Consider the following 25,945-nt stretch of genomic DNA (forward strand, 5'->3'; position numbering starts at 1 on the left):
CTGGCGCGGCGTCCTCGCGCAGATCGCTAGCGCCACGCGCAGCGTGGGGGTGCCGATTTGGCGAAGGCCGCCACCCGCCTCGCCGCGGACATCGCCGGGCAGGCGGCCGCTCGGCCTTTGAAGTGGCTTCCAACTTCCACCCGACTTGAGGAATCGAGAACGGATTGGAGCAGCTCCAACTGTGGCCGTAGCGTGGGCGCGCCAGTTCACGCTGGCAGATCTACGTGCTAACCAGCAGGCGCCGTGGCGATCGTGCGGAACGTCGTGGCACCGACCGCAGGGGCTGCTCCAACGCGGCTCCTGCGGTCGTCTGTCCCATGATGTCCGGAAGTGTCCCAATTTCCAGAGAAACTAATGTTTCCTTGGGCACTTAACGGGCAGATAGGTGACCGACGGTGCAGGCCGTGACCGACGCTATGGCATGGCCTCCTTGGCACAGCGGGCCCGCTTGCTGGGCTGCCGTTCTCTTCATCTTTGTCAAGCGCGCGCCCTTCTGCAGCAGTCGATCAACGCGCCTGCCGCGCCGCTGGCAAGGCGTTCGTGGTCGACGATTCTAAGACGGATCAGCTTCGGGCACGGCCACCGAAACTGATATCGCAGCCATGTTCAGGAGCGGCTGCTTACCGTGCTTGAAAAGCCGCTGTTCCTCATTGCCTTGACACTGGCTCGGACAAGCCGCTAATCGTCAGGCTTCAGAAGGGCAACTTCCAGACGAAATAGAGAAGCGCAGCAATTGCTCCCCAGAAAAGTATGCCGCGGAAGATAAAAGCGACCGCCATGTTAATCGCCATTTTGCCCAAGCCGCTCTGCCATGGCGATTGCATCGATCGCGTCTGCCAGCCCTTCTAAGAAAATCCGATACCACGCATCATCATCTGGCAGGTCCCACTCTCGTAGACTACCGACATAACGGGTCAGAGCAATAACGCCCGCGATCGTGGTTGGCCTCGAACGGATGAGCACATTCGCTTGCTCCCCGAGAGCATGGTTCCTTTGACAGCTGATTTGGTCGGCGGCATCAAACTCCGGCCCCTCATCGAGCTTCGCCGATACGGACAGGGCCGCCTCGTAATGCGCCGACAGCTCGCGATGACGCTCGATCACTACGAAGATTAGATCCCGATTGGCTGCAGTAGTCGACTGGGCGGAAATTTTCGGCGATGACAATGTTGGCCCCAAGCAAGTAGCAGTGCTACGTTAGCATCGCGGCCACGATGATAATCAGCGTAGAGAGTCCTTATCTGCGGTATTTCTGCTCGATCGGCTTCGCATTCAGGCGAGGTTACCGGCTCCATTGGCAGCTCGAGAAGTTTCGCGGACCAGGGCACGCGCGTTACTCGCCGGAAAACGGCTCCGCTCCAGCTGTTCACGGCGTAAAGCTGCAAACTTTGCGCGTATCAAAGGTTGTTGTCCCGCATCGACTGCGCTTGGATACGCATCATTCGAAAGGGGCGGGCGAAATATGAAGTTGATTGCAATAGTTTCCGGTCTGTTGCTGCTCGGCGTGATCGGACAAGCAAACGCACGTGGAGGACATGGAGGGCGCGTCAGCTACGGCGGGCGGACATCACACTACCAATCATGGCGGCAGCTATTTGGGCGGATCCGGCCCATCACACCGTGGCGGGACTTATGTCAATTCGAGAACTGGCAACCGTTACGGCACTCATCGATAACGAGGGAAGACGCAGGACTCGAGGCGCGGCCATTCGAAGGGGCTTTTTGCGCGTGGACAACAATCGGAGCAGACGTTTCGGCTACGAAGCCGTCAGGGTCCATGAAGGGGCTTTCAAACTGCGCTGTTCTGCTCTGGAGCGTGATCGGTCTCCTCTTCGATGCGGGCACTCTCTTCGTCCGGGCCGGCTCGGTTGGGATCGGCACCTGGGTTTATGTCACCGCCATCAGGTTGCCGAGGTCCACTTCAGTAGAAGGCGCTACCCGTTTTTTTTGTCGGAAACGAAGATCCCTGCATCACGAGGTAGGATGATGCTCAGGCGGATGGCGCGTGCGGGCGGCATCGCGCCAATGGACAACGAGGCTAGCTGACCCACGGATTGACCGAAATTCGCGAACAAACGGCGATTAAGGTGATCAATAGCGAGAGCTCCGTTGTTCTTCTGTCTCTATTTACGTTCGCAAGCAGTGGCCGCTCTCGATCAGATTGTCACGCGGAGCGAATGCCTTTTGCCCTTCCGGGATTGAACCTGGAACCAGGCCAAGGGAAATCCGACCGGAGACAAACCAAAATGCCCCTTCTTTCGACTTTCCGCGCCGGAGGTCGCTCCCCTGGACCGGGTACCTTTCAACATCCCTCTGGTGCGAGCCTACAGTTGCTGCGCCCGGCTCACCTAATGCATAAGGTATTGTAGGCTTGGCTGATGTGGGGAAAAGCGGTAGCGCTCCCCCGCTACCAAAATTCTTCCGCATCAATCGCCGCCCTCGATCAACTAAAGTCCGGCGGCAAGGACCTTTTTACGACCGTCAATTCCGATGGCTGACTTAGCCGTGAGAGGCGAGTTACTTCCTTCGGATAGGTGGAATCTACCTAAGATTTAGGTCTATGATCCCTTCGCGGGGAGTGGGGATATGGCGGCGAGGAAAATCGTTGTGCGCCGTGCTGACCGGCACGAGATTGAAGCACGGCTCGAGGTCAGGTTCGATAATAGGCGTCCGATCGATATTACCGATCTTGGCCGCAGTCTGCAGGCATTAGGACAAGAATACGAAGAGTTTGTGGTTGGTCGCTACGAACCTGCACCGACCAACTCTCGACTTTATGTGGCGAGGGTCGAGACCGGCAGTATTCTGTTGATCCTCGAGCCGCTGCTTGATCAGGCTTCGTTCATTGTCAAGCACATCGACGTATTTGCGGGCTTTGTGACAAATCTGCAAGAGATCGTCGACTTTCTGCTCCTGGCTCAAAGCAAGTCGAAAAAAGTCAAAGCCGTTAATCCAGCGTCGGTCGAACGCGTTTCAGAGATCGTCGATCCTGTCGCCAAAGATGGTGGATCGACGCTAACTGTCAATGTTCATGTTCAAGGCAATACTGCTCCAGTTAATATCCAGCCGATCATCATCAATCACGAACGCGCCAATGCATTGCAAAATCAGGCTCGACGCTATTTAGGTCCAGAGATACCCACCAGTGGTGGGTTCAGGAGTGAACTGCTCCAGCTTTATCAAATGAAGGGCGACGCCAAAGCAAAAACAGGCGATCGAGGTGTAATCGAGAAGTTCTCTAAGAGGCCCATCAAGCTTCGCTTCATGAGTCCTGAAGTAAAAGCGGCAATCGTCGATCAACAGGATAATCCATTCAAGATGGCGTACATCGTGGATGGGGAAATGAGCACCATCCGGGGTGAACCTGCATTGTACAAGATCTACGAGGTACATGACGCCACTGAGAAGCCATAAGTTAGCGGAGCCTCTGAGGAGCAGAGCACCGCGCCCTCCCTCACATTGTTCCAAACACTCCGAGCGCTTCGAGCCGAAGACAGAAAACGATAGGACAGGGCAATGGAAAGAGACCATGGCGAAGAGAAATGAACCTTACCGCTACTGCATTGTCGAAAGCTACTACCCAGCGAGCACCGCCGGCCTACACGGACCAGTGCATATTCGACCTGTGCCCGGCGAGGAGTTTCCTACGCACTTACGCGTTGAATGCAGCAAAGACTTGATGGACCCAAAGATCTATCCTGTTGGTACACGCTTCCGCCTGCGAGTGAAACTGACTGATAGAGAAGGGGGCGGGGAGTTTCTGTATTCTTATTTCGGATGGCCAGTGGAAGTCGTCGAATGAAGAGGCCCAAAAGCTTCTAGGGGCACAAAGAGCTATGGCAGAAAAGATAAAGGTTCAAGCGCCGTGTTCTAGATGCGTACGGGAGACAAAGCACTCGGTGCTATTCCGGAAAGAGAATAACTCTTCCGAATACGGTTCCTACATTCACCGGCTCATCGAGTGCGATGGGTGCGGGACAATCTCCATGTCAGTACGCGATCCGTATTTCGCAAACGAGAAGTGGCAGTATTCGTATTATCCGTCTCCTGTATCGCGAAAGATGCCAAAATGGCTATCGATGATGCGTCTTTGGCCGGGGCACGAGGCGATTGGCGATCTGATGCACGAAGTGTATCAAGCTGTGTTTGGCGGACAGTATCGATTGGCAGCGATGGGTATACGTGCTGTCCTCGAACAAGTGATGATTCTAAAGGTGGGCGATCGGGAAGGTTTCATTAAGAACCTAGATGCGTTTCAACGCGAGGGGTTCATTTCGCAGAGGCAGCGCGAAAGCATTCTTCCGACGCTCGAAGTGGGGCATGCCGCGATGCATCGCGCTTATGAGCCAACCGAAGAAGATCTTTACACGGCCTTGGACGTAGTGGAAGGCGTGCTGGCGCCGATCTTCGGTCATGCAGATGAAGCAAAGAATATGGGCAAGCGCGTGCCTTCGAAGTCCAAAAGGATATCCTCCTAGCCCGCCGGAAACTGCGCGCGCGATGATAATGTAGTGCTGCACCTATGTCGCCCGCCGAGCGAGGCTCCCTGTTTCGCCACCCCGTCAACCCCTCTCCGCAAAAATATTCCCATTTACCGAAATTCGGAAATATCGTACATGTCGCTCATTCCGGCTCATCCTTGAGGGGCGATCGCGTCGTCGTCTTGATCGCGAGCCGGGCTTGCGGTGGACGCGGCAGCGTCGGGCGCGAAAGGTGCGGGCAGGGAGGGTAGTCCCCGGTGAGCTCGCGGCCGCGCGCGGACGAACGGCGCTGCTAGGCTTCGTCTCGTCTGTAAGTTTCCGGCTCCGTCGACAGGGCTGGGAATACTGCGGGCGAAATGGCGGGCCGTGCGTACGGCAAAACCGTGTGGTCCTGGCCGTCGTTGCTACGGTCAAGCTCTTGCGGAGGCGGTAGTCGCGTCAACCGGCGCGGGTGCCGGTGAATTCCGCGAGGCGCGAGGGAGGCCAGAAGGAACTCGGCTCCCGGGAGAGCGCGGCATAAGCCGTCCGACCATCGCGCAGGGAAGGCCGAGTGATCGGCACCACCTGTATGCTGCTGTGCGGTTTTCTGCGTGTGCATTTCGCGCAGCGGACCGCGGGTGCGATGTCAGCACCCGGCCTTCCCTGCGCCCTCTTGGCTCAAGAGGGTGGAGCGACCAGGCAAAGCTCGGGCGAAATCAGCCGCGAGAACGCGGAACTGCGTCCCGCATTTGGAATTCGAGGCTGATTGGCGAATGGCAAGTGTGGCTGGGGTGACCGCGGCACGCCGCCGCATCTGCGTGATGTTGATGCCCCGCTCCGAGCTTGGGCAACCGACGGCTCTGTGATCACCATCACAGGCGCGGCCGCCTTTCCTGTCTATACTGCGGCTCGGAGGCAGGGTGGCGACCATGCGGATTCGGATTGCACTGGTTTTCAGTTTCGTTTTTTTCGCTTCTCTGGCAGCTGCTGATCTTGCGGCCGCAGACGACCGGACAATCTGCGTGCAGCGCGGCCATGAAGACCGCATCGCCGCGTGCTCGCGGCTGATCGCAAAGAGCGGCGGGCGCGACGCCGTGGCGTACGACAATCGCGGTGCCGAATACGGCGACAAGGGCGACTACGATCGCGCCATCTCCGATTTCAGCGAGGCGATCCGCATCGATCCGAAATACGCGCTTGCCTGGCAGCATCGCGGCGCCGCCCTGCTTCGCCGGAACGAGGTGGATCGGGCCATTGCCGACCTGACCCAGTCGATCCGGCTCGATGCAAACAATCTGAACGCCTTCAACGACCGCGGCATGGCCTATGCCGCTGCAGGTGATTCCGAGCGCGCGCTTTCGGATTACAACGCAGCGATCCGCATCAATCCGAGGTTCAAGTTCGCCTACTTCAATCGAGGGCGGCTCTATGCCGGCAAGGGCGACCACACCCGGGCGATCGCCGAATACTCCGAGGTCATTCGCATTGACCCGACCTACGGTTATGCGTTCAACAATCGCGGACTGTCCTATCGGGACACCGGCCAGTCCGAGCGTGCCGTGGCCGATTTCAGCGAGGCGATCCGGCTTTTGCCGAGGACGACGCTGGCCTACAACAACCGCGGCGACATCTATCTCCTTCAGGGCAGGTACGATCAAGCCCTCGCCGATTTCAATGAGTCGCTGCGCAATGATCCGCAACATCAGAGCGCGCTGGTAAACCGCGGAATGGTGTTCGAGAAGCTGGGCGAGGTCGCAAAGGCCCGCGCCGACTTCAACGCAGCTCTGGCTGCTCCGCAGAAGTACGACAGCGCGAAATGGTCGATGGACAAGGCGCGCGAACGCCTCGCCGCGCTGGACGATACGTCCATCAAGACCGTTCCCGCCACCACCACGTCGGTCATCGCGCTGCCGGGACCGTCAAGCAGAAATGACAGGCGCATCGCGCTCGTGGTCGGAAACTCCGCTTATGAGAATGTCGCAGCGCTCGCCAATCCGGCGCGCGATGCGGCGCTCGTCGCTGATACGCTCAAGCTCACCGGATTCGATTCCGTCACGCTGCTGACCGATCTGCGCAAGGATGCGTTGACTGCGGCGCTGCGCGACTTTGCAAGGCAGGCGGAAACCGCCGACTGGGCGATGGTCTATTACGCCGGTCACGGCATGGAGGTCGGCGGCATCAACTATCTGATCCCGATCGACGCGAAGATCGCCTCCGACCGCGACGTCAGCTTCGAAGCCGTGGCGCTGGACCAGGTGTTGAACGCGGCGGAACGCGCCAAGCGGCTGCGCCTCATCGTCCTCGATGCCTGCCGCGACAATCCCTTCGCCAACCGGATGAAGCGTACCATGACGCTGGCGTCGCGTTCGGTGTCGCGCGGCCTTGCGGCGATCGAGCCCGAGGCAGGCACGCTGGTGGTGTATGCCGCCAAGGACGGAGAGATGGCGCTCGACGGAGAGGGCAGGAACAGCCCGTTCGCCACGGCGTTCGTCAACAACATGCGCAAGCCCGGTCTCGAGGTGCGCCGGCTGTTCGACGTCGTGCGTGACGACGTCATGGAGGCGACCAATCGTGCACAAAAGCCGTTCAGCTACGGATCGGTCTCGGGCCGGCAGGATTTTTACTTCGTTGCCGGGAAATGAGACGCAAGGCTTTGGCTGTCGCGCCGGCCAAAATTCACGGTATTGAGCCGAATTTCGGAATATCGTACACCCCGCCCATCCCGGCTCATCCTTGCGCGGACGAACGGCGCTGCTAGGTCGCCTGCAATGAGTGGCGCCTGTCGGAGGCATGTTGCCCCCTGGTCCATCGGCGCAAGGGCCCTGTCCGCGGGTCACGCATCGTGCCCGACAATCGGACTTGCGACATGGTGACATTTTCGACCGCTCACGCCGGCCACGCCTGTCCACCGCCGTCGATCCGCAACACCTGGCCCGAGACGAAGGCACCCATGGGTCCTGCAAAAAACTCGACCACGCGCGCGACCTCGTCGACGGTGGCGATGCGGTCGAGCGTCCCGGTCTCGACCATCCGGTTGGGGTCGACCGCTCGGGTGCCAAGAAATCGGCCGGTGCGGGTGTCACCGGGCGCGATGCAGTTGACGGCGATGTCGTAGGCACGGAGCTGGTCGGCAAGACAACGCGTGTAATGCGTCACGCCGGCCTTCGCCACCGCATAGATCGAGCCGTTGGTGCGGCCCTTGAAGGCGGCGACCGAGCCGAGCGTGACGATGCGGCCGCGCCGCCGCTCCATCATGCCCTTCGCGACCGCCTGGCAGGTCAGGATGGTCGAGAGCAGGTTCCGCTCCAGCACGGCCCGTATGTCGGCTTCCTTGATGTTCACGGCATCGTTCGGATCGGGCTTGCCACCCGCAGCCGCGATATCGCCGCCCGCATTGTGCACGAGGATGTCGATCGGCCCGAGAGCGGCCTCGGTTTCGGCAATCACCCGCGAAATTGCGTCGCTCCCGGTGAGATCACCCAGCACGCGCACGGTGCTCACGCCGAATTCTCGGCTGATCTCCGCGGCAACGGCAGTGAGCGTGGTGCCCTCGCCATATTCGGCCGGTCCGTTCTCGCGCATGCCGTGTATCGCGACACTGGCACCGAGCGCGGCGAGCTTTTCCGCAAAGGCGCGGCCGAGCCCTCGCCCTGCGCCGGTCACCAGGGCCACCTGCCCAGCCAAAATCCTCGTCCTGTCAGGCGATGCCATGATCCTCTTCCTGCTATGAAATGTCACTCCGCTGCGACATTGAAGCCGATCGCCAGCGCTTGCACCAGGCACACTGCCGGACGGCGAATTTCATCCGGTTTGGGCATTTAGCTTACCTCTATTTGGCCGCTCCTCGAGTTGGGCGCCGGACGGGCTGGAACTCGTGGGCGTGATGGTCGTTTGCTTGGCCGGGGCAGCAGTAACGATCGGGGAGAGCACGTGAACCGACGCCAGCTTGTTCAAGGGTCGGCAGTGCTGCCGGCGTTGCTGCTTGCTTCCCGATGCAGTCTGGCCGCCCCTTCGGATGACATTTTCGGGCCGTCCACCGTGAGGGACCTGGCGCGGAGGCTGGCGGGCAAGCCGTACGAGGCGCCCGACGAGAAGCTCCCGGGCGGATTGAAGGACCTGGACTACGATCAGTATCGTTCGATCCGCTTTTTGCCAGAGCGGTCCCTCTGGCGCGGCAAGAATCTTCCGTTCGAAGCGCAGTTTTTCCACCGCGGCTTCTTCTACAAGAATAGGGTGAACATCTTCGAGGTCGCGGACGGAAAGGCATCCGAGCTCAAGTACCGCAAGGCGGACTTCTCCTTCGGCGAGAAGGTCCCGCCGTTCGAGGACAGCGATCTCGGGTTCGCGGGCTTCCGCATCCATGCGCCGATGAACCGTCCCGACTATTACGACGAGGTCTGCGTCTTCCTAGGTGCGAGCTATTTCCGCGCCGTGGCCAAGGGGCAGACCTACGGGCTTTCCGCGAGGGGGCTGTCGATCGATACGGGCGAAGCCAAGGGCGAGGAATTTCCGCTCTTCAAGACGTTCTGGCTCGAACGGCCGGCGCCGGGTGCGACCTCGTTGGTGATCCATGCTCTGCTCGACAGCAAGAGCTGCACCGCGAGCTACCGGTTCACCGTGCGCCCCGGGGAGACCACGGTCTTCGACGTCGAGATGTCGGTCTACCCGCGCGTCGAGATGCCGCGCGCCGGTCTCGCGCCCATGACCAGCATGTTCTTTTATGGTCCGAACGACCGCAACGACATCGACGATTTCCGCCCCTCCGTCCACGATTCCGATGGCCTTGCGATCTTCAACGGGAAGGGCGAAAGCCTGTGGCGGCCGCTCAGCAATCCTCGCGATCTCCAGATCAGCACCTTCCAAGATCTCAATCCGCGTGGCTTCGGGCTGATGCAGCGGGAAAGAAACTTCTTCGCCTACCAGGACATCGAATCCAGCTTCGAAAAACGTCCAAGTCTCTGGATGGAGCCGATCGGCGATTGGGGCGAGGGCGGCGTCGTGCTGTTCGAGATCCCGACCAAGGAGGAGATCCACGACAACATTGCCGCATTCTGGCGCCCGAAAAGCCCGCTCCAGGCCAAGGGCGAACACAACTACACCTATCGGCTGCATTGGGGGCCAGATAGCCCGAAGCCGCATTCGCTGGCCAGATTCACGCGAAGCGGGATAGGAGCGAGGGGCGGAGATGCGCGCCTGTTCGTGCTCGATCTGCATGGCGACAACCTCAAGGGCGTCGATCCTGCCGGTGTCAAAGGCGTGGTGACGGCGGAGAAGTCCGAGGTGAAGAACATCGTCACGCAGCCCAATCCCTACACCGGTGGCTGGCGGCTCAGCTTCCAGTGCCGGGTCAAAGGCGAGCCGATCGAACTGCGGGCGTTCCTGGCCGAAGGCGACAAGCCCTTGTCGGAAGTCTGGGTCTACCGATGGGCGCCCTGAGCACCGCACCGCGGCCGATTGCCGGCGATATCGCGACCCAGCGCCTGCTGCCGACGGAGGCCCCCCTTCCGATGGCTCCTGGCGACCTCGGAAAAAGCCTGGTACCCGACCGTATTCCTGCGCCGGTTGCCCCCGCAATGGCCTGGCGGCGCGGCCTCATTCTGCTCTCGACGGCGGCGCTCACGGGGGCCGGCGGATATGAGATGTATCGCGTGCTGCAGGTCGGCGGCGTCACCGTCCTTGAAGCCATGGTGCTGGCGCTCTTCCTGGTCCTGCTCGCCTGGGTCGCCTTCTCGTTCGCCTCCGCGCTGGCCGGCTTCTTCGTGCTGCTGGCCCATCGTCCGGGCGCCCTCGCGCCAGAGGCGGAGTTGCCTGCGATCGCAAGCCGCACCGCCATGCTGCTTCCCACCTACAATGAAGATCCGCAACGATTGACGGCGCGGCTTCGCGCGATCATCGAATCCCTGGAGACGACCTCCCAAGGAAGGCTGTTCGACTGGTACGTTCTGAGCGACAGCACCGATCCCGACATCTGGGTCGCCGAGGAAAAAGCGCTCCTTGTGCTGCGACAGGCCGTCGGAACGCCAAGGCTGTACTATCGCCATCGAGCCGACAACACGGCTCGGAAAGCCGGCAACATCTCCGAGTGGATCACGCGGTTCGGCGGCGCCTACGACTTCATGATCGTGCTCGACGCCGACAGTCTCATGAGCGGGCAGACCATCGTCCGACTGGTCCATGCCATGGAGAGCAATCCGAGCGCCGGCCTCGTGCAGACGCTCCCCATGGTCGTCAACGCGCGAAGCCTGTTCAGCCGAGTCCAGCAATTCGCGGGCCGCCTGTACGGACCGATGATCGCCGCTGGCGTCGCCTGGTGGCACGGCTCGGAAGGCAATTACTGGGGCCACAACGCGATCATCCGGGTGAAGGCGTTCGCGGAATCGGCTGCGCTGCCGCAGTTGCGCGGGCGCAAGCCGTTCGGCGGGCACATCCTCAGCCATGATTTCGTCGAGGCAGCGCTAATGCGGCGCGCCGGGTGGGGCATCTACATGCTGCCGGCGCTCGGCGGAAGCTACGAAGAGGTGCCGCCGTCGCTGCTCGATTTCGCGGCGCGCGACCGGCGCTGGTGTCAGGGCAATCTTCAGCATCTCGCCGTCGTGCCTGCGCGGGGTCTCCACTGGGTCTCGCGCGTGCATTTCATGGTGGGGATAGGGGCATATCTGACGGCGCCCCTCTGGCTGCTGTTCCTCTTGCTGGGAATGTTGATCTCGCTGCAGGCCCGCTTCGTGCGGCCGGAGTATTTTCCGAAGGGTTTCTCGTTGTTTCCGACGTGGCCGGCCCAGGATCCCGTGCTCGCCATCTGGGTGTTCGTCGCCACGATGGGTCTGCTGCTGTTGCCGAAGCTGCTCAGCCTCGTGCTCGTTTGGATGCGCGGCTCGGTGAGACGCCAGTTCGGCGGCGCGTTGCGTGCTTCGGCCGGAGTTCTCGCAGAGATCGTCGTGTCCGCGCTGATGGCGCCGGTGATGATGATCTTTCAGTCGATCGCCGTCGTCGAGATTCTGGCCGGCCGCGATGCCGGCTGGCAGACCCAGAGGCGCGACGACGGCACGGTGGAGCGCCGCGAACTCTATCGGAAGTACGGCATTCCAACCCTGTGCGGCGTTGCGATGGCCGCAAGCGCGTACGCGGTTTCGGTGCCCCTTCTGCTTTGGATGTCGCCGGTCATCGTTGGGCTGCTGTTCGCCGTTCCCATAGGCGCGCTGACCGCCATGCCCGCCTCCGGAAGATTGTTTGTTACTCCCGAAGAACGAGAGCCGCCTTCCGTGCTGCGGCGAGCGAACGAACTCAGCGCGTCGGCAGACGTAGGGGGCAGCCCCGCCTTGGTGGAGCTGCGCCAAGACCCCGCGCTCCTGGCCTTCCACCTCGCGCAGTTGCTGCCTCCTCGCGCCACCAGGCCCGATACGGTCGACGCCAACCTGGCGGTCGGCCGTGCCAAGGTCGATGCAAGCGAAACTTTCGAGGAGGCCGCAGAGCATCTATCCTCGCGGGAAATCTTCTCGATCTTGAACGACGGTCCGGCGCTTTCCAGCGTGTTGCAGAAGCGATGAAGCTGCGGCCTGGATCTGTCCTGCGGCCGTTCGAAGCTTTTCTCGTTGCATAGTCCGGTATTGCTCTCTCCCTTGATGGCCGGCATCCTCGAACCAAGTGCGCGGAAAAGCGCCCAAAAACGTCCAAGGAAGGAAGCACGCGATGAAGATGATCAAAGGGCCTGCGATATTCCTCGCTCAGTTCGCTGGCGATGCGGCGCCGTTCAATTCGCTCGATGCCATATGCGGATGGGCCGCCTCGCTTGGCTACAAGGGAATTCAGATTCCGAGTTGGGATGGGCGGCTCTTCGACCTGAACAAAGCCTCGGAGTCTCAGACCTATGCCGACGAGGTGAAGGGTGTTGCGGCTCGGCACGGGCTTTCCATCACCGAGCTTTCGACCCATCTGCAAGGCCAGCTCGTCGCCGTTCACCCGGCCTATGATGCGGCGTTCGACGGCTTCGCCGCGCCGGACGTGCGTGGCAATTCCAAGGCCCGCACGGAATGGGCCGTCGATCAGGTCAAGCGCGCCATCCTGGCGTCCCGGCGGCTCGGGCTAAGTGCCCAGGCAACGTTTTCCGGCGCGCTTGCCTGGCCCTATGTCTATCCCTGGCCGCAGCGTCCCGCCGGCCTGATCGAGACCGCCTTCGACGAACTCGCCGGGCGCTGGCGGCCCATCCTCGACTATGCCGACGAGCACGGTGTCGATCTCGCCTATGAGATCCATCCTGGCGAGGACCTCCACGACGGTGTCTCCTACGAAATGTTCCTCGAGCGGGTGAACAACCACTCGCGCGCGAACCTGCTCTACGATCCCTCGCACTTCGTTCTGGAACAGCTCGACTATCTCGACTACATCGACATCTACCACCAGCGCATCAAGGCGTTTCACGTCAAGGACGCCGAATTCAATCCGACCGGTCGCCAGGGCGTCTATGGCGGGTTCCAGAGCTGGGTCGACCGCGCCGGCCGCTTCCGCTCGCTCGGCGATGGTCAGGTCGATTTCGGCGCCATCTTCTCCAAGCTCACGCAATACGATTACGATAGCTGGGCGGTGCTCGAGTGGGAGTGTGCCCTGAAACATCCCGAGCAAGGCGCGGCCGAGGGCGCCGAGTTCATCCGAAACCATATCATCCGGGTGACGGAGAAAGCCTTCGACGATTTCGCAGGCAGCGGCGCTGACGCGGCTGCCAACCGCAAGATGCTCGGCATCTCCTAAAAAAGAGGGTGCAACATGGCGATCGAAGCAAGCAACGAAACCGGCGGCCATCGTCGTATCCGGCTCGGGATGGTCGGCGGTGGCCAGGGCGCCTTCATTGGTGCCGTCCACCGCATTGCCGCGCGCATCGACGACCAGTTCGAGCTGGTCGCCGGCGCGCTCGCGTCGGATCCGGTTCGCGCCAAGACGTCCGCAAAGGAGCTCGGTATCGCCGACGGCCGGGCCTATGGCTCGTTCGAGGAGATGGCGCGGGCTGAAGCGGCGAGGGCGGATGGCATCGAGGCGGTCTCGATCGTGACGCCCAACCACATGCACCGCCCGGTCGCGAAAGCTTTCCTCGAAGCCGGCATCCACGTCATCTGCGACAAGCCGCTGACGACGACCGTGGCCGAGGCCGAGGAACTGGTGGCGCTGGTCAGGAAGACCGGCAGGATCTTCGTCGTCACGCACAATTACACCGGCTATCCCATGATCCGGCAGGCGCGCGCCATGGTCGCGAACGGCGATCTCGGCGAGATCCGTCTCGTCAAGGCCGAGTATCTGCAGGATTGGCTGACTGAGCCATTGGAAACCACCGGCCAGAAGCAGGCGGCATGGCGCACCGATCCGTCCCGGTCCGGCGCCGGCGGGTGCATCGGCGACATCGGCACCCATGCTTACAATCTTGCCTGCTTCGTCAGCGGGCTCGAGCTCGACGAATTGCTCGCCCAATTGTCGACCTTCGTCGAGGGGCGGCGGCTCGACGATGATGTCCAGATCCTCCTGAAGTGGAAGGGCGGCGCCAAGGGCATGCTGTGGGCGAGTCAGGTTGCCGTCGGCAACGAGAACGGGCTCACGCTGCGCGTCTACGGCAGCAAAGGCGGCCTCGAATGGGCGCAGGAGAATCCGAACCATCTCTGGTTCACACCCTACGGCAAGCCCAGGCAGCTCCTGACCCGCGGCGGAGCCGGCGCAATGGGCGAGGCCGCCCGCGTTAGCCGCATCCCATCAGGCCACCCTGAGGGCTACCTTGAAGGCTTCGCAACGATCTATGCCGAGGCGGCGCGCGCCATCCGCGCGGCAGCGGCCGGTGAAAAGCCGCATCCCGATGTCGTCTTCCCGACGGTCGAGGATGGCCTCGCCGGCGTGAAGTTGATCGAGGCTGCGGTGAAGTCGTCCGCGGGTAATGGCGTCTGGGTTCGGATGACGTAAGGCGGTCGCGAAGCCGCGGAACCCGTTGTCGACGGATCTGCTCTATATGGATGCAATCGTGACCCATGACTTCGCTTTGTCGAGTACCGCCGAGTGGGACAACTCGCACGGCATTCGGTGCGTCACGTGATGCGACAGCTTGCGGCGTCCGGCGTCCGCACGAAAGATGCACCAAATGCGAGCAATTGTGGCGCCTGCAATTTGCATGCTGACTATGGGCTACCTCACACATCTGAAATTTCCGCTCTCACAAATTGCTGACGCGGAGCCAAGGCGAGTTCCATTGCTTTGTCTAACCTAGATTGTATGGTGCCCGTAAGAGCATCCGGTCTGATCGACGATGTGCGGCCAATCGGCGCTGTCCGTGTCCTAGTGATCATGATCATAAGAAGAATGTTCGCCCCTGGATAGAATGAGGGACAGAAGACAATGACCGAAGGAAAAGGACAATGTCGCTGCTCCAGATCAATCTCTTCGGCGGTGTCGAGGTCGTGTGTGCGACCGGCGAGTCGGTGTTGATCCCCAGTCGCAAGGCTGCAACTCTCCTGGGCTACGTGGCGCTCAGTTCTCCTCGCGCCATTTCGCGCGGCAAGCTCGCGACGCTGTTGTGGGACGGTCATTTCGGCGATCGCGCGCGCGCCAGTCTTCGACAAGCCCTGCTCACGTTGCGGCGTGAGCTGCCGCGATATTCGGATGTGATCCTGGCCGATCGCGATGATATACGCATCTGTCCGAACAGCATCAGCACCGATGTCGGGGAATTCGAGCGGCTTTTGACGGGAGGGGATCCCGAACGTCTGGCCCGCGCGGCGGTGCTTTATCGCGGCGACCTTCTCGAGGGCATCGGCTCGACTTCATGCCAATTCGAGGCCTGGCTGTCTGCCGAGCGCCAGCGACTGCGGACCCAGGCGATGCGGGCGCTTGCGGGCCTGCTCGACTCCGGCGGGCGCGAACACATGGATATCGCGATCGCACTCGCGCTACGGATCCTCGCAATCGACCCGTTGCAGGAAGAGATTCATCGCATCTTGATGCGCTGTTACGCGCAGCAAGGCCGCCGGACCGATGCGCTCCGTCAGTACGATCTCTGCCGCTCCGTACTGTGGCGCGAGGTTCGCGCAGCGCCGGAGCGAGAGACGGAACGGCTGCAGCTCGAAATCCGGCACACGTTCCGAGCCGCTGTAAGATCTACTTCACTCAAATTGCCTCGCGATAAGAATTCTGACGCAACTTTCACGCTCGACGTGACGCCTGCATCACGATCCCTGTCGTAGCCTTCAGCCGCTCGCACAATCGTGCGCAGTGATCCCGCCTCCCTGTGGGGAGCGCGTGTCGCTCACGGCTCAAGCACTTCATCAGGAGATTTTGAACATGACTGGATTTCAGCAACAGACTGAGGACTACGGCCAATTGGACCCGCAGGGGATCTTCGGCTCGATCCTCGGTGGCGCGGCCGGACGCGTTATCGGCAACCTGCTCGGCGGCAAGAAGGGGAAGCAGATCGGCGGCGCGATCGGCAACATCGGTGGTGGCTTCCTGCCGTTCTCGGCCGGTCCGGACATGCAAGGTACCGTGCAGGTCTCCGACATGGAGTTGCAGGGCTTCTGGAGCGTGCTGAAGAAGATCGGCCAGGGCGTGCAGACCGGCGTGAATGTCGGCAAGCAGCTCGGCGTGTTCAGCGCCCAGCCTGGCCTGGAGCCCGCGGCGGCGCAGGTTTCCGACATGGAGCTGCAGAGCTTCTGGAGCGTGCTGAAGAAGATCGGTCAGGGCGTGCAGACCGGCGTGAATGTCGGCAAGCAGCTTGGCGTGTTCAGCGCCCAGCCCGGCTTGGAGCCCGCCGCGGCGCAGGTTTCCGACATCGAGCTGCAGAGCTTCTGGAGCGTGCTGAAGAAGATCGGCCAGGGTGCCCAGACCGGCCTCGATATCGGTCGCCAGCTCGGCGTGTTCAGTGCCGGCCCCGGCGGTCAGCCTGCCGCGGCGCAAGTCTCCGACATGGAGCTGCAGAGCTTCTGGAGCGTGCTGAAGAAGATCGGCCAGGGCGTGCAGACCGGCTTGGACGTCGGCAAGCAGCTCGGCGTGTTCAGCGCCCAGCCCGGCCTGCAGCCCGCGGCGGCGGAGGTCTCCGACATGGAGCTGCAGGGCTTCTGGAGCGTGCTGAAGAAGATCGGGCAGGGCGTGCAGACCGGCTTGGATGTGGGCAAGCAGCTCGGCGTGTTCAGCGCCCAGCCCGGCCTGCAACCCGCGGCGGCGCAAGTCTCCGACATGGAGCTGCAGAGCTTCTGGAGCGTGCTGAAGAAGATCGGCCAGGGCGTGCAGACCGGCTTGGATGTGGGCAAGCAGCTCGGCGTGTTCAGCGCCCAGCCCGGCCTGCAGCCCGCGGCGGCGCAGGTCTCCGACATCGAGCTGCAGGGCTTCTGGAGCGTGCTGAAGAAGATCGGCCAGGGCGCCCAGACCGGCCTCGATATCGGCCGTCAGCTCGGAGTCTTCAACGCCGGCCAGCCCGCTGGCACGATGCACTAGACCCAACGCGTGGGGGCGGGCGCAAGCCCGCCCTCTGCGCTTAGACGTGAATGGAAACCAGATGGCCGATTCAACCGCGTCGCAGCAATTCATCGTGCAGGGAGGCCCGGTCCAATCCGGTGAGCTCAACGAACACTTGCAGCGTGAACCCGGCGTGAAGCGAGTCGCGCAAGTCGCACCCGATGTCGTCATCTTGTCGATGACGACCACACAGGCCGATCGCCTGAAATCGACGTTTGCCACGCTGGTGGTCGAACCGGATTCAGCGCTGAAGCCATTCGATGCCGACTGACGTCGGTGGGCAAACATTGGACACGCAAAACATCAAGGAGGCCGCAGATGGCCACGAAAGGCAAATCAGGAACTTCCACGCAGGGCGAGCACGACGCGACCGAAGCCGCGATGAACGGCAACGGGTCCGTTCCGGACCAGGGCACCGCTCCATCATCGTCACGGGGGCAGGAGCCCGCAACGATCGCAGCGCGCCCGGCGCAATTCATGATCGCGCCGCAGCAGCAGCCCGGGCTTGCGACCTTCAGCGTCGATTTCCTGACTCAGCAGCTCAGCAACAGTCCCGACATCGAAGTGGTGAAAACGGTCTCTCCGCCGCGCCTGTTCGGATTTCAGAGCGCAGAGCTCGGACAAGTGCCGCTCAGCCCGCTGGTCCTCGCCAAGATGACTCCTGACAAGGCCAAGTTGCTGCAGACCCAGGCGGGACAGCGTTGCGCGGTGGAGCGCGACGAGCGGCTGAGCTACATGCTCGATCCGACCACGCCGCAGCTGCCCAATCCGGGGGTGCTGACACCGCTGGCCGACGGCTTCACGACCACGATCGAAGTGCTGGGCCAGGATGGTCCGCTGCCTGAAGCCGAGGTTTATGTGTTCGGCAGCATGTGGCCGGCCCAAGGCATCACGGACGCCACCGGCCGCGCCACAGTGACCCTGCAAGGCGAAAGACCCGAGACCATCCGCTCGATCCTGGTCAAACCGAAGATCGACTACTGGACCTTCTGGCTCGATCGTCCGCAGCTCGTTCCTAACAGCGTCAACCGGATCGTTGCCAGGGCGCTCGGCGCGGTGTTGCGGAATTTCCCCGGCCAGCAATTGATGGGATGGGGTGAGCGCGCGATGGGCCTTGATCGTCTGCCGCCGTCCTTCGATGGCGCCGGCATGAAGATCGCAGTCATCGATTCCGGCCTGGCGCCGACCCATCGCAATCTGCACGGGATCACGGCAGGCACCAGTATCGTCGGGACCGACAAGGCGGCCTGGACCGTCGATACGATCGGCCACGGATCGCATTGCGCTGGAATCATCGCTGGCGGACCCGTCGGCGCCGGTGGCGGCATCCGCGGCTTCGCTCCCGCGGCGGAAATCCACGTCTGCCGCATCTTCCCCGGCGGCCGGTTCAGCGATCTCGTCTCCGCGCTCGATTACTGCATGGAGCATGGCATCGATGTTGCCAATATGAGCCTGGGCGGCGGCGAGCCTTCGCGCATTATCGAGGAACGCATCATCCGGGCCAAGCAAATGGGTATGGCCTGCATCATCGCCGCGGGCAATTCCTCGGGGCCGGTGCAGTTTCCCGCGTCGACGCCGCATTGCCTGGCGGTTGCCGCGATCGGCAAGTGGGGCGAATTCCCCAACGACAGCTATCATTCGCAGCAGGCCCTCGACGGCTTCCAGAGCCGCGACGGATATTTTCCGGCAAAGTTCTCCTGCTTCGGTCCGGAGGTCGACGTCTGCGCGCCTGGTGTGGCGATCGTCTCGTCGCTTCCCGCCGATGGCTTCGGAGCATGGGACGGCACCTCGATGGCGACTCCCCATGTCACGGGCCTGGCCGCGCTGGTGCTGGCGCATCATCCGGACTTCACCAAAGGCAACTTTCAGAATCGCGACGCACGCCGTGTCGAGCGGCTGTTCCAAATTCTGAAGGAAACCGCGACGCCGCTGCAGTTTGGCGACCCAAATCGGACCGGCGCGGGATTGCCGAACGTGATGCGGGCACTCGGCCTGGAAACCGGCGTCGCCCCGGTGATCGCCGCCGCTACCGCAACCGACCCTGCGCTGGCAACGTTGCGGCGTCTGCTTGGATTGCAGTCGGTCGAAGCGCCGAGCATGGTTCCCGTGGGGTCGCCGCCGCCGTCCGCCGATCCCGTGCACGGCAGTGCGATCCACGTGGCGCGCGGTCCGGCACAAACGGCGGCCGCAATGAATCTGCAGTCCGTCGATCCGATCAAGAACGGATCGAGCTCCGTCGCTCACGGTCCCGCACAGACCGCAGGCGCGGCAGTCGCGCCCATGATGGTGGATCCGAATCCGGCGCAGATCCGGGAAATCATGCACAGGGTGGGATTGCTCTAACGCGCGTCCTTGGCATCTCAGAAAGGGGCACAGCAGCAGCTGTGCCCCGAGTGCCGACTGCCTTGAGGCAATTGCTGCGGCCGCTCGCCTTGGGAACATGGTGGATTGTTTGCCGCGTCCTGGATTTTCCTTCGCGGCGTCGTGCCGCACAGGCGCAGCTTGGAACTCTCGCGCCCGATCGAAACTTGACTCCGCGGGTCAGCATCGCCGCCGATCGCTGGCCTGCACGGCCCCGCCTCCAAGCCCCCCATACCCCCCTGGGTGGGGCCGTGCTTCCAAGCAGGAGGTGCAATTGTCCGAGCCGACCGAGCAAGAGATCAGAGAACGCGCGCACCAATTGTGGGAGCAGGCGGGCAAGCCCGAAGGGCGCGAGGAGGAATTTTGGCACGCGGCGGAGCAGGAGCTGCGCAACGAGGACAGGTCGAGCACGCTGCGGACGCCGGATACGCTGTGACCGACAAGACCTGCCCATTCTGCCAGGGTCTTGGATGGGTCTGCGAAAACCATCCGCTCCGGGTCTGGAGCGAGAAGCTCGGCGGCTGCCGCTGTGGCGAGGGCATGCCCTGCTCCTGCAACACGACTGAGGACCCTGAAATCAGGGTGGTGATCGTCGAAGCCGACACGACGTGGCACTAGCGGCGCCCAACCGATGCCTGCTCGGCTGGTCACTTCCGAAACGCTGCACCTCAGGGAACGGACCATCCCGGAAAGGAATTTAGTGTCCGCACGGCTCCGACAACAATTCTTTCCGCGGCAGTTTCGGTGGTGGACGAGCAGAAGAAGCTAGAGCACCAGATCGAACTCGCAACGCGAGCGGCCTCGCTCGTCAGGGATGAAACCACCGGACAACGCTTCAGGAGCTTCGCGGAGGAACTGAAACGAAAGCTGCTTCGCATAATGCGCCGTGGCAAGGTGCGCACACGCGCCTATGAGCTCTGGGAGCAGGCGGGACGGCCGAGCAATCGCGAGTTGGAGTTCTGGCTGGAAGCCGAACGTCAGATCGAAGATGAACGCGAGGAGCGAAAGAGCTCGGGCGCTTCATAGCGCCGGGCGGTATCTCCGTCCTCTGCGCGCGGACCGCAGGTCGCGCGAGCAAGGAAAAAGCCGCCGGGTTGTTCACCCTGGCGGCGTCACAAAGTCCGTAGCTGTTGATGGTCTTCCCAGCCTCGTGCGTACCGCCGTTACCTTGTTTGCGGCCATGCCTGATCCTTGTAGGCGAGGTTGCGCGATTCCGCTGTGATCTGGAGCACACAGTGGACGGGATTCGGCATCGCGATCTGAATCCCGCGCTGCGCTGCAACCATCAGCGCGCTCACGAGCCCCCTCAGGTCCGGTACCACGCCGCCAGGTTCCACGTGATGGTGTCCCAGCCGGAGATGTCGATCATCAAATTGTTGGCGCCGGCGTTGACGACGTGGCGCGACAGCAGCGGCAGGAACACGTTTGCCTCGCAGAAGATCTCGTCGACCTTCATCAGCAGCGCGGCGCGCTTGACCGGATCGAGCTCGTTCTGCGCGGCCTTGTAGGCTTTGTCGGCTTCGGGGTCGGAATAGCGCGAATTGTTGCGGCCGAGCCATTTGTTGTCTTTGGTGGCGATCTCCCAGGACACGCACTGGTTCAAGAGGCGCTCCGGATCGGGCTGCGGCTGCGTGGTGTTGTACATCTCCATGTCGGCATAGAATTTCGAGTAGGTGTCGGGATTGCCGACGTCGGATGAGAAGAACACGGAGGCGGTGACCGCCTTGATCTCGATGTCGATGCCGGCCTTCTGGCACGCCTGCTTGATGATGGCCTGCGTCTTCTGCCGCGGCGCGTTGGTCGAGGTCTGGAATACGTATTTGAGCTTCTTGCCGTCCTTCTCCCGGATGCCGTCCGCGCCCTTGGTCCAGCCGGCCTCGTCGAGGATCTTGTTGGCCTTGTCGATGTCGAACTCGTATTTCAGCTTGGGCGACTTGAACTGCTTGGGCGCGTTGACGAAGCTCGCGGTGGCGATGGCGCCGCGGCCGTAGATGAACTTCTGGATCGAATCGCGGTCGATCAGGAAGTTGATCGCGCGGCGAACGGCGGGATCGAACAGCGTCGGATGCTTGGTCTTGACGCTCGAGCGCTCGCCGTCGACCTCGGTCCAGGGGTCTGTCGTGTTGAGGATGATGAACTCGACATTGCCTGAAGGCGTGATCTCGAGCTTGCCCTTGCCGCCGGCCTCCATGCGCTTGAGGACCTCCTCCTCCACCTGCATGTTCCAGGCGAAGTCGTACTCGCCGGTCTGCAGCACGGCGCGCGCCGCGGACACCGCGTCGCCGCCACCCTTGATCTCGACCATGTCGAAATGCGGCTGGTTCTTGATGTGATAGTCGGGATTGCGCTCGGCGCGGATCATATCGCCGGGCTTGAACTCGACGAATTTGTACGGGCCGGTGCCGACCGGCCTCAGATTGCCCGGCGCTTCGCGCGACTTGGCCCCGACATACTCGCCGAAATGATGCTTCGGCAGGATCATCCCGACCGAGCCGACGAACGGATCGGCCCAGAACGGCGTCGGCGCCCGGAAGATCACCTTGACGGTGTGGTCGTCGATCTTCTCGACCTTGATGTCCTTGTAGGAGCCCGTGGTGTAGGCCGCGGTGGCGAGATCTGCGGCGTATTGCCAGGTGAAGACGACATCGTCGGCGGTGAAGGGCTTGCCGTCATGCCACGTCACGCTCCGCTTCAGCTTCCAGATCACGCTCATGCCGTCGGCCGCAAGGCCGCCGTTCGCCTTGGTCGGCGCCTCGGCGGCGAGGCAGGGGATGAGGTTGCCCTCCTTGTCCCAGCCGGCGAGCGGCTCGAAGAAGATGCGCGAGGCGATCTGGTCCTTGGTGCCGAGCGCGAAATGCGGATTGAGCAGGGTGGGCGCCTGCCAGAGCAGCATCTTGAGCGTGCCGCCGCCGCCGGCCTTGGCCGGCTTGTACGGCAACGTGGCGTCAGCCATCGCCACATCGTGCCAGACCAGGATTTGGCTGGCGATCGGCGCCGCGATTCCGACCGCGGCCATTGTCCTGATGAATGAGCGCCGCGACAGCGTGCCTTGCTTCACTTCTGCGACCAGATTGCGGATTTCGTTCTCGTTCATTGGATGATCCCCACTTCGTCGCCACCGGCTCAGTGCGCGCTAACTCAGCACGTCGGGCGTGGTGGAGTCAAAGAGAAGGACGCTGGCCCGGCTGCGGATGGAACGAAAGTGCAATCCGGGATTCTTGCCACGAGCGGCAGCAGCCCTGCTTGCGCGGCGCTTCATCCGGGTTACGCGCGCGCACTTTGTCGCACTCTGCATTCGTTTTCCGTTTGCGGCCGAATGGAGAAAGGCTGGCCCCGAGCCGCGGACAATATGGATTTCCATTTCATTGATTTCGCACCGCAGAAAAGGGAATACGGGTCCGTTGCCGCAAGACCCAAGGAGACCAAGATGCCGTTTCGCCTTCCCCTGATTCTCTCTGCCGTGCTGGCCGCATGGTCCGCCGCAGCCGCGGCCGAGACCATCAAGATCGGCGTGACGCCGGGGCCGCATGCGCAGATCCTCGAAGCGGTGAAGCCGATCGCCGCCAAGCAGGGCCTCGACATCCAGCTCCTGGAGTTCTCCGATTACGTGGTGCCGAACGCCGCGCTCGATGCCGGCGAGATCCAGGCCAATTCGTTTCAGAACCAGCCTTACCTGGACAACCAGAAGGCCGACCGCGGCTACAAGATCGAATCCGTCGGCCTGACCGTGAACTTCCCGATCGGCGTCTATTCGAAGAAGCACAAGGCCTTCGGCGATATCCCCGCGGGCGGCAAGGTCTCGATCCCGAACGATCCGACCAATGGCGGCCGCGTGCTGCTGCTGCTGCGCGACAAGGGCGTGATCAAGCTGAAGGACGGCACCGGCTTCAAGCCGACCGTGCTCGACATCACCGACAATCCCAAGAAGCTGAAGTTCATCGAGGTCGACGCGGCGCAGGCCCCGCGCGCGCTCGACGACGTCGATGCCGCCGCGATCAACACCAACTATGCAACCCAGGCGGGCCTCGATCCGGTCAAGGATCCGATCCTGCGCGAGGACCCGAAGGGGCCCTATGTCAACCTGATCGCGGTGCGCAGCGCCGACAAGGACAAGCCTTGGGTCAAGATCCTCGTGGACAGTTACCACACGCCTGAGGTCAAGGAGTTCGTCCTGACCAAGTTCAAGGGCGCGGTGCTGCCGAGCTGGTAGGCAATCTGCCCGCCCAGAGTCCACATCAAGGCGATCCGGCGGGCAGCCTTGCGATCAGCCTTGCGCAGGAATCTTGCGTATGTGCCCTGCGTAATGCCCGCTTGTCGGGAACTGCGGCAACCGACATCATCGGGGCCCATCCTCGCCCGACAGGGATCGTATGAAACGCTTTGCCAACCTGAAACGCCTGGGCTTCTTCACGCGGCTGCTCGACGAGGCGCCGGCGGCGGACCGCTATCGCTTCGCCGCCGAGCAGATCGTGCGCGCCGAGAAGGCCGGGCTCGATTCCGCGTGGATCGCGCAGCATCATTTCCATGAGCGCGAGGGCGGCCTGCCGTCGCCCTTCACGTTCCTGGGTTATGTCGCCGCGCAGACCTCGCGCATCCGCCTCGGCACCGGCATCGTCACGCTGCCGCTGGAGAACGCGGTGCGGGTGGCGGAGGATGCCGCGGTGCTCGATCTCCTCTGCAACGGCCGCTTCGAGCTCGGCGTCGGCACCGGCGGCAACCCGTCCGCCTTCGCCGCTTTCGGCCTCGACAGCGCCCAGCGCAACGAGATCTTTGCCCGCAATTTGGACATCGTCCGCAAGGCCTTGACCGGCAAGCCGCTCGAGGGCGGCGATACGCTTTATCCGCAGCGGCCGCAACTGGATAAGCGCATCTGGCAGGCGACGTTCTCCGTTGCCGGCGGCGCCCGCGCCGGCAAGGCCGGCGACGGCCTCCTGCTCTCGCGCACGCAGCCGCGGGCCAAGGACGCGCCGAACGCGACGCTCGCCGAGATCCAGAACCCGATCATCGACGCCTATCTCGCCGCGCTGCCGCCGGGCCGCGAGCCGCGCATCATGGCCTCGCGCAGCATCTTCGTTGCCGACGACCATCGCGAGGCGCTGCGCCTCGCCGATATCGGACTGCGCCGCGCGCTGCCGCAATTCATGAAGGGCGGACATCCCCCTCCAGGCGAGACGCTGGAGGAGATGATTACCGCGTTCGACACCCATGTCGGCGATGCCGACCACGTCATTGCCTCGCTCCGCACCGACGCCACGCTGGAACGGGTGACCGATCTCGTCTTCCAGGTGCATTCGGTCGATGCGCCGCATGCTGACGTCCTGCGCTCCATCGAGCTCGTCGCCGACAAGGTCGCCCCAGTGCTGGGCTGGACCCGGACGGCCGCCAAAGACATTGCCCTCGCAGGTTAGCCGGAATGAACGAAAAACGCGTTGCACGAGGCTGAATGATGGGAACGCAAGACATCATCGACACGCTCGCCGGGATCGAGCCCGGCTCCACACTCGACGCCATCCGCGCGCGCCGCCTGCAGGCGCGCGAGAATGCGCAGAAGAGCTATCTCGCTTTGTTCGAGCCGGTGGACGCCGGCGATTTTTCGCTTGCCGAGCGCGCGGTGGTCGCGGCCTTCGCGACCGGGCTCCATGGCGAGTCCCCCGTCGCCGCCTTCTATCGCGACAAGCTTGCCGCGACTGCGGATGGCGCGCCTCTGCTCGATGCGATCAACGCCGAGATCGAGCGCGGCAAGACCTCCGGCCCATACGGCGCCTATCCGGCCGGTCCGTTGTCGATCGAGAACAAGGCCGGCTTGATCTATCGCGTCAGCGCGGAGCGCAAGCCTGTCCTCGGCGCCAGGCTGGTCGCAGCATTGGAGCACGCGCATCTGCTTCTCTTCCACCCGCGCGATGCCGCGTCCGCCGACATGAAGGCGCTACTGGCTGCCGGCTGGTCATCCACCGGCATCGTCACGTTGTCCCAGCTCGTTGCGTTCCTGTCGTTCCAGGTGCGCGTCGTCAGCGGCCTGCGCACGCTCGCCGCAGCGAACGCGTAGGAGGTCCAATCATGAGCACCGTCAATCCGCCCGTCGCCTTCACCCAGGACGAGCTCGGCTGGGTCTCGTGGATCGACCCGCTGCCCGAGGCCGAGCTGACCGAGCGGCACTACGCCGGCCTCGTCGACCGCGCCCGCGCCAAGTCGGAATATTTTCGTCTCTTGGTGCGCGATCCCGAAGTGCTGGAAGCCCGCACCAAGACCGACAAGGACATCTTCTACAACGTCGCCGACGGCCTGCCGCGCGCCGAGCGCGAGCTCGCCGCTGCGGCGACCTCGCGCTACAACGGCTGCATCTATTGCGCCTCCGTGCATGCGCGCTTCGCCAGCACCTATTCCAAGCGCCGCGACGACGTGCAGCGTCTGCTTGACGAGGGCGTTGGGGCCGATCTCGGTGAGCGCTGGAATGCGGTGGTCAAGGCCTCGGTGGCGTTGGCCGCAACGCCGATCGCATTCGGGCCTGACAATATCGCCGAGCTGCGCCGCGCCGGTCTCGACGACGCCGAGATCGTCGACGTCATCAACGGCGCCGCGTTCTTCAACTGGGCGAACCGGCTGATGCTGTCGCTCGGCGAGCCCTCGAAATAGGCAATCTCACCGGCACG

Annotated in this window: 21 protein-coding genes; 18 read left to right on the forward strand and 3 right to left on the reverse strand. The window is 62.7% G+C overall.

Features of this window, described 5'->3' with window-relative positions:
• Nucleotides 1–780: 780 nt before the first annotated feature.
• On the reverse strand, nucleotides 781–1,167 hold the full coding sequence (locus tag N2605_RS06840; RefSeq protein ID WP_260346161.1) for a hypothetical protein: 387 nt from the start codon (nucleotides 1,165–1,167) through the stop codon (nucleotides 781–783).
• 1,419 nt (nucleotides 1,168–2,586) lie between these two features.
• On the opposite strand from N2605_RS06840, the gene N2605_RS06845 reads away from it, so the two are divergent.
• The 3 genes from N2605_RS06845 to N2605_RS06855 all read left to right on the forward strand — a co-directional run bounded on the left by N2605_RS06845 (nucleotide 2,587) and on the right by N2605_RS06855 (nucleotide 7,102).
• On the forward strand, nucleotides 2,587–3,414 hold the full coding sequence (locus tag N2605_RS06845; protein WP_260346162.1) for a hypothetical protein: 828 nt from the start codon (nucleotides 2,587–2,589) through the stop codon (nucleotides 3,412–3,414).
• A 572-nt stretch (nucleotides 3,415–3,986) separates the two neighbouring features.
• Nucleotides 3,987–4,478 (forward strand): DUF4145 domain-containing protein, encoded by a 492-nt coding sequence (locus N2605_RS06850; protein WP_260346164.1) that lies wholly within the window; start codon nucleotides 3,987–3,989, stop codon nucleotides 4,476–4,478.
• A 1,004-nt stretch (nucleotides 4,479–5,482) separates the two neighbouring features.
• Nucleotides 5,483–7,102 (forward strand): tetratricopeptide repeat protein, encoded by a 1,620-nt coding sequence (locus N2605_RS06855; RefSeq protein ID WP_260346165.1) that lies wholly within the window; start codon nucleotides 5,483–5,485, stop codon nucleotides 7,100–7,102.
• Nucleotides 7,103–7,346: 244 nt separating this feature from the next.
• Here N2605_RS06855 and N2605_RS06860 read toward each other — a convergent pair whose 3' ends face one another.
• The gene (locus N2605_RS06860; RefSeq protein ID WP_036006856.1) at nucleotides 7,347–8,171 is read right to left on the reverse strand and encodes an SDR family NAD(P)-dependent oxidoreductase; all 825 of its coding nucleotides are present in this window, start codon (nucleotides 8,169–8,171) and stop codon (nucleotides 7,347–7,349) included.
• A 219-nt stretch (nucleotides 8,172–8,390) separates the two neighbouring features.
• On the opposite strand from N2605_RS06860, the gene N2605_RS06865 reads away from it, so the two are divergent.
• The 11 genes from N2605_RS06865 (at nucleotide 8,391) to N2605_RS06915 (ending at nucleotide 20,321) form a co-directional block, all read left to right on the forward strand.
• Nucleotides 8,391–9,896 (forward strand): glucan biosynthesis protein G, encoded by a 1,506-nt coding sequence (locus N2605_RS06865; protein WP_260346166.1) that lies wholly within the window; start codon nucleotides 8,391–8,393, stop codon nucleotides 9,894–9,896.
• A complete protein-coding gene (mdoH, locus tag N2605_RS06870; RefSeq protein WP_260346167.1) occupies nucleotides 9,884–12,004 on the forward strand; it encodes a glucans biosynthesis glucosyltransferase MdoH in 2,121 nt (706 codons plus the stop codon). The genes N2605_RS06865 and mdoH overlap by 13 nt, the downstream gene beginning before the upstream one ends.
• 142 nt (nucleotides 12,005–12,146) lie before the next feature.
• On the forward strand, nucleotides 12,147–13,202 hold the full coding sequence (locus tag N2605_RS06875) for a sugar phosphate isomerase/epimerase family protein (RefSeq protein ID WP_260346168.1): 1,056 nt from the start codon (nucleotides 12,147–12,149) through the stop codon (nucleotides 13,200–13,202).
• Nucleotides 13,203–13,217: 15 nt separating this feature from the next.
• Entirely contained in the window at nucleotides 13,218–14,393 is a 1,176-nt protein-coding gene (locus N2605_RS06880) for a Gfo/Idh/MocA family protein (RefSeq protein WP_225146800.1), read from the forward strand.
• Between the two features lie 449 nt (nucleotides 14,394–14,842).
• Nucleotides 14,843–15,667 (forward strand): AfsR/SARP family transcriptional regulator, encoded by an 825-nt coding sequence (locus N2605_RS06885; RefSeq protein WP_050996197.1) that lies wholly within the window; start codon nucleotides 14,843–14,845, stop codon nucleotides 15,665–15,667.
• Between the two features lie 97 nt (nucleotides 15,668–15,764).
• Entirely contained in the window at nucleotides 15,765–16,913 is a 1,149-nt protein-coding gene (locus tag N2605_RS06890; protein ID WP_225126204.1) for a hypothetical protein, read from the forward strand.
• Nucleotides 16,914–16,974: 61 nt separating this feature from the next.
• Nucleotides 16,975–17,205, forward strand: coding sequence for a hypothetical protein (locus N2605_RS06895; RefSeq protein ID WP_036006916.1), 231 nt, complete (start codon nucleotides 16,975–16,977; stop codon nucleotides 17,203–17,205).
• A gap of 47 nt (nucleotides 17,206–17,252) precedes the next feature.
• Nucleotides 17,253–19,277, forward strand: coding sequence for a S8 family serine peptidase (locus tag N2605_RS06900; protein ID WP_050996019.1), 2,025 nt, complete (start codon nucleotides 17,253–17,255; stop codon nucleotides 19,275–19,277).
• A gap of 292 nt (nucleotides 19,278–19,569) precedes the next feature.
• Nucleotides 19,570–19,731 carry a DUF2934 domain-containing protein gene (locus N2605_RS06905; protein WP_074447557.1) on the forward strand — a complete coding sequence of 54 codons (162 nt, stop codon included), beginning with the start codon at nucleotides 19,570–19,572 and terminating at the stop codon, nucleotides 19,729–19,731.
• Nucleotides 19,728–19,913: a hypothetical protein gene (locus N2605_RS06910; protein ID WP_074447556.1), complete on the forward strand. Its 186-nt coding sequence runs from the start codon at nucleotides 19,728–19,730 to the stop codon at nucleotides 19,911–19,913. The genes N2605_RS06905 and N2605_RS06910 overlap by 4 nt, the downstream gene beginning before the upstream one ends.
• 129 nt (nucleotides 19,914–20,042) lie before the next feature.
• Complete coding sequence (locus tag N2605_RS06915; protein WP_036006918.1) at nucleotides 20,043–20,321, forward strand: DUF2934 domain-containing protein; 279 nt, start codon at nucleotides 20,043–20,045, stop codon at nucleotides 20,319–20,321.
• A 280-nt stretch (nucleotides 20,322–20,601) separates the two neighbouring features.
• Here N2605_RS06915 and N2605_RS06920 read toward each other — a convergent pair whose 3' ends face one another.
• Nucleotides 20,602–22,389 carry a peptide ABC transporter substrate-binding protein gene (locus N2605_RS06920; RefSeq protein WP_036027471.1) on the reverse strand — a complete coding sequence of 596 codons (1,788 nt, stop codon included), beginning with the start codon at nucleotides 22,387–22,389 and terminating at the stop codon, nucleotides 20,602–20,604.
• A 333-nt stretch (nucleotides 22,390–22,722) separates the two neighbouring features.
• Between N2605_RS06920 and N2605_RS06925 the strand changes: the two genes are divergently transcribed.
• The 4 genes from N2605_RS06925 (at nucleotide 22,723) to N2605_RS06940 (ending at nucleotide 25,928) form a co-directional block, all read left to right on the forward strand.
• A complete protein-coding gene (locus tag N2605_RS06925; protein WP_036027487.1) occupies nucleotides 22,723–23,505 on the forward strand; it encodes a MetQ/NlpA family ABC transporter substrate-binding protein in 783 nt (260 codons plus the stop codon).
• Between the two features lie 160 nt (nucleotides 23,506–23,665).
• Complete coding sequence (locus tag N2605_RS06930) at nucleotides 23,666–24,703, forward strand: putative FMN-dependent luciferase-like monooxygenase (RefSeq protein ID WP_074447555.1); 1,038 nt, start codon at nucleotides 23,666–23,668, stop codon at nucleotides 24,701–24,703.
• A gap of 38 nt (nucleotides 24,704–24,741) precedes the next feature.
• Complete coding sequence (locus tag N2605_RS06935) at nucleotides 24,742–25,341, forward strand: CMD domain protein (protein WP_225142484.1); 600 nt, start codon at nucleotides 24,742–24,744, stop codon at nucleotides 25,339–25,341.
• A gap of 11 nt (nucleotides 25,342–25,352) precedes the next feature.
• Nucleotides 25,353–25,928 (forward strand): alkylhydroperoxidase domain protein, encoded by a 576-nt coding sequence (locus N2605_RS06940; protein ID WP_036027469.1) that lies wholly within the window; start codon nucleotides 25,353–25,355, stop codon nucleotides 25,926–25,928.
• The last annotated feature ends 17 nt before the right edge of the window (nucleotides 25,929–25,945 follow it).

The sequence above is a fragment of the Bradyrhizobium yuanmingense genome (assembly GCF_025200905.1).
GTDB lineage: Bacteria > Pseudomonadota > Alphaproteobacteria > Rhizobiales > Xanthobacteraceae > Bradyrhizobium > Bradyrhizobium yuanmingense.

Bases quoted from the DNA above. Each gene is read 5' to 3' on its own strand.
- N2605_RS06845 (WP_260346162.1), top strand. From the start codon at position 2,587: ATGGCGGCGAGGAAAATCGTTGTGCGCCGTGCTGACCGGCACGAGATT.
- N2605_RS06850 (WP_260346164.1), top strand. From the start codon at position 3,987: ATGTCAGTACGCGATCCGTATTTCGCAAACGAGAAGTGGCAGTATTCG.
- N2605_RS06860 (WP_036006856.1), bottom strand. From the start codon at position 8,171: ATGGCATCGCCTGACAGGACGAGGATTTTGGCTGGGCAGGTGGCCCTG.
- mdoH (WP_260346167.1), top strand. From the start codon at position 9,884: ATGGGCGCCCTGAGCACCGCACCGCGGCCGATTGCCGGCGATATCGCG.
- N2605_RS06875 (WP_260346168.1), top strand. From the start codon at position 12,147: ATGAAGATGATCAAAGGGCCTGCGATATTCCTCGCTCAGTTCGCTGGC.
- N2605_RS06880 (WP_225146800.1), top strand. From the start codon at position 13,218: ATGGCGATCGAAGCAAGCAACGAAACCGGCGGCCATCGTCGTATCCGG.
- N2605_RS06885 (WP_050996197.1), top strand. From the start codon at position 14,843: ATGTCGCTGCTCCAGATCAATCTCTTCGGCGGTGTCGAGGTCGTGTGT.
- N2605_RS06890 (WP_225126204.1), top strand. From the start codon at position 15,765: ATGACTGGATTTCAGCAACAGACTGAGGACTACGGCCAATTGGACCCG.
- N2605_RS06895 (WP_036006916.1), top strand. From the start codon at position 16,975: ATGGCCGATTCAACCGCGTCGCAGCAATTCATCGTGCAGGGAGGCCCG.
- N2605_RS06900 (WP_050996019.1), top strand. From the start codon at position 17,253: ATGGCCACGAAAGGCAAATCAGGAACTTCCACGCAGGGCGAGCACGAC.
- N2605_RS06920 (WP_036027471.1), bottom strand. From the start codon at position 22,389: ATGAACGAGAACGAAATCCGCAATCTGGTCGCAGAAGTGAAGCAAGGC.
- N2605_RS06925 (WP_036027487.1), top strand. From the start codon at position 22,723: ATGCCGTTTCGCCTTCCCCTGATTCTCTCTGCCGTGCTGGCCGCATGG.
- N2605_RS06930 (WP_074447555.1), top strand. From the start codon at position 23,666: ATGAAACGCTTTGCCAACCTGAAACGCCTGGGCTTCTTCACGCGGCTG.
- N2605_RS06935 (WP_225142484.1), top strand. From the start codon at position 24,742: ATGGGAACGCAAGACATCATCGACACGCTCGCCGGGATCGAGCCCGGC.
- N2605_RS06940 (WP_036027469.1), top strand. From the start codon at position 25,353: ATGAGCACCGTCAATCCGCCCGTCGCCTTCACCCAGGACGAGCTCGGC.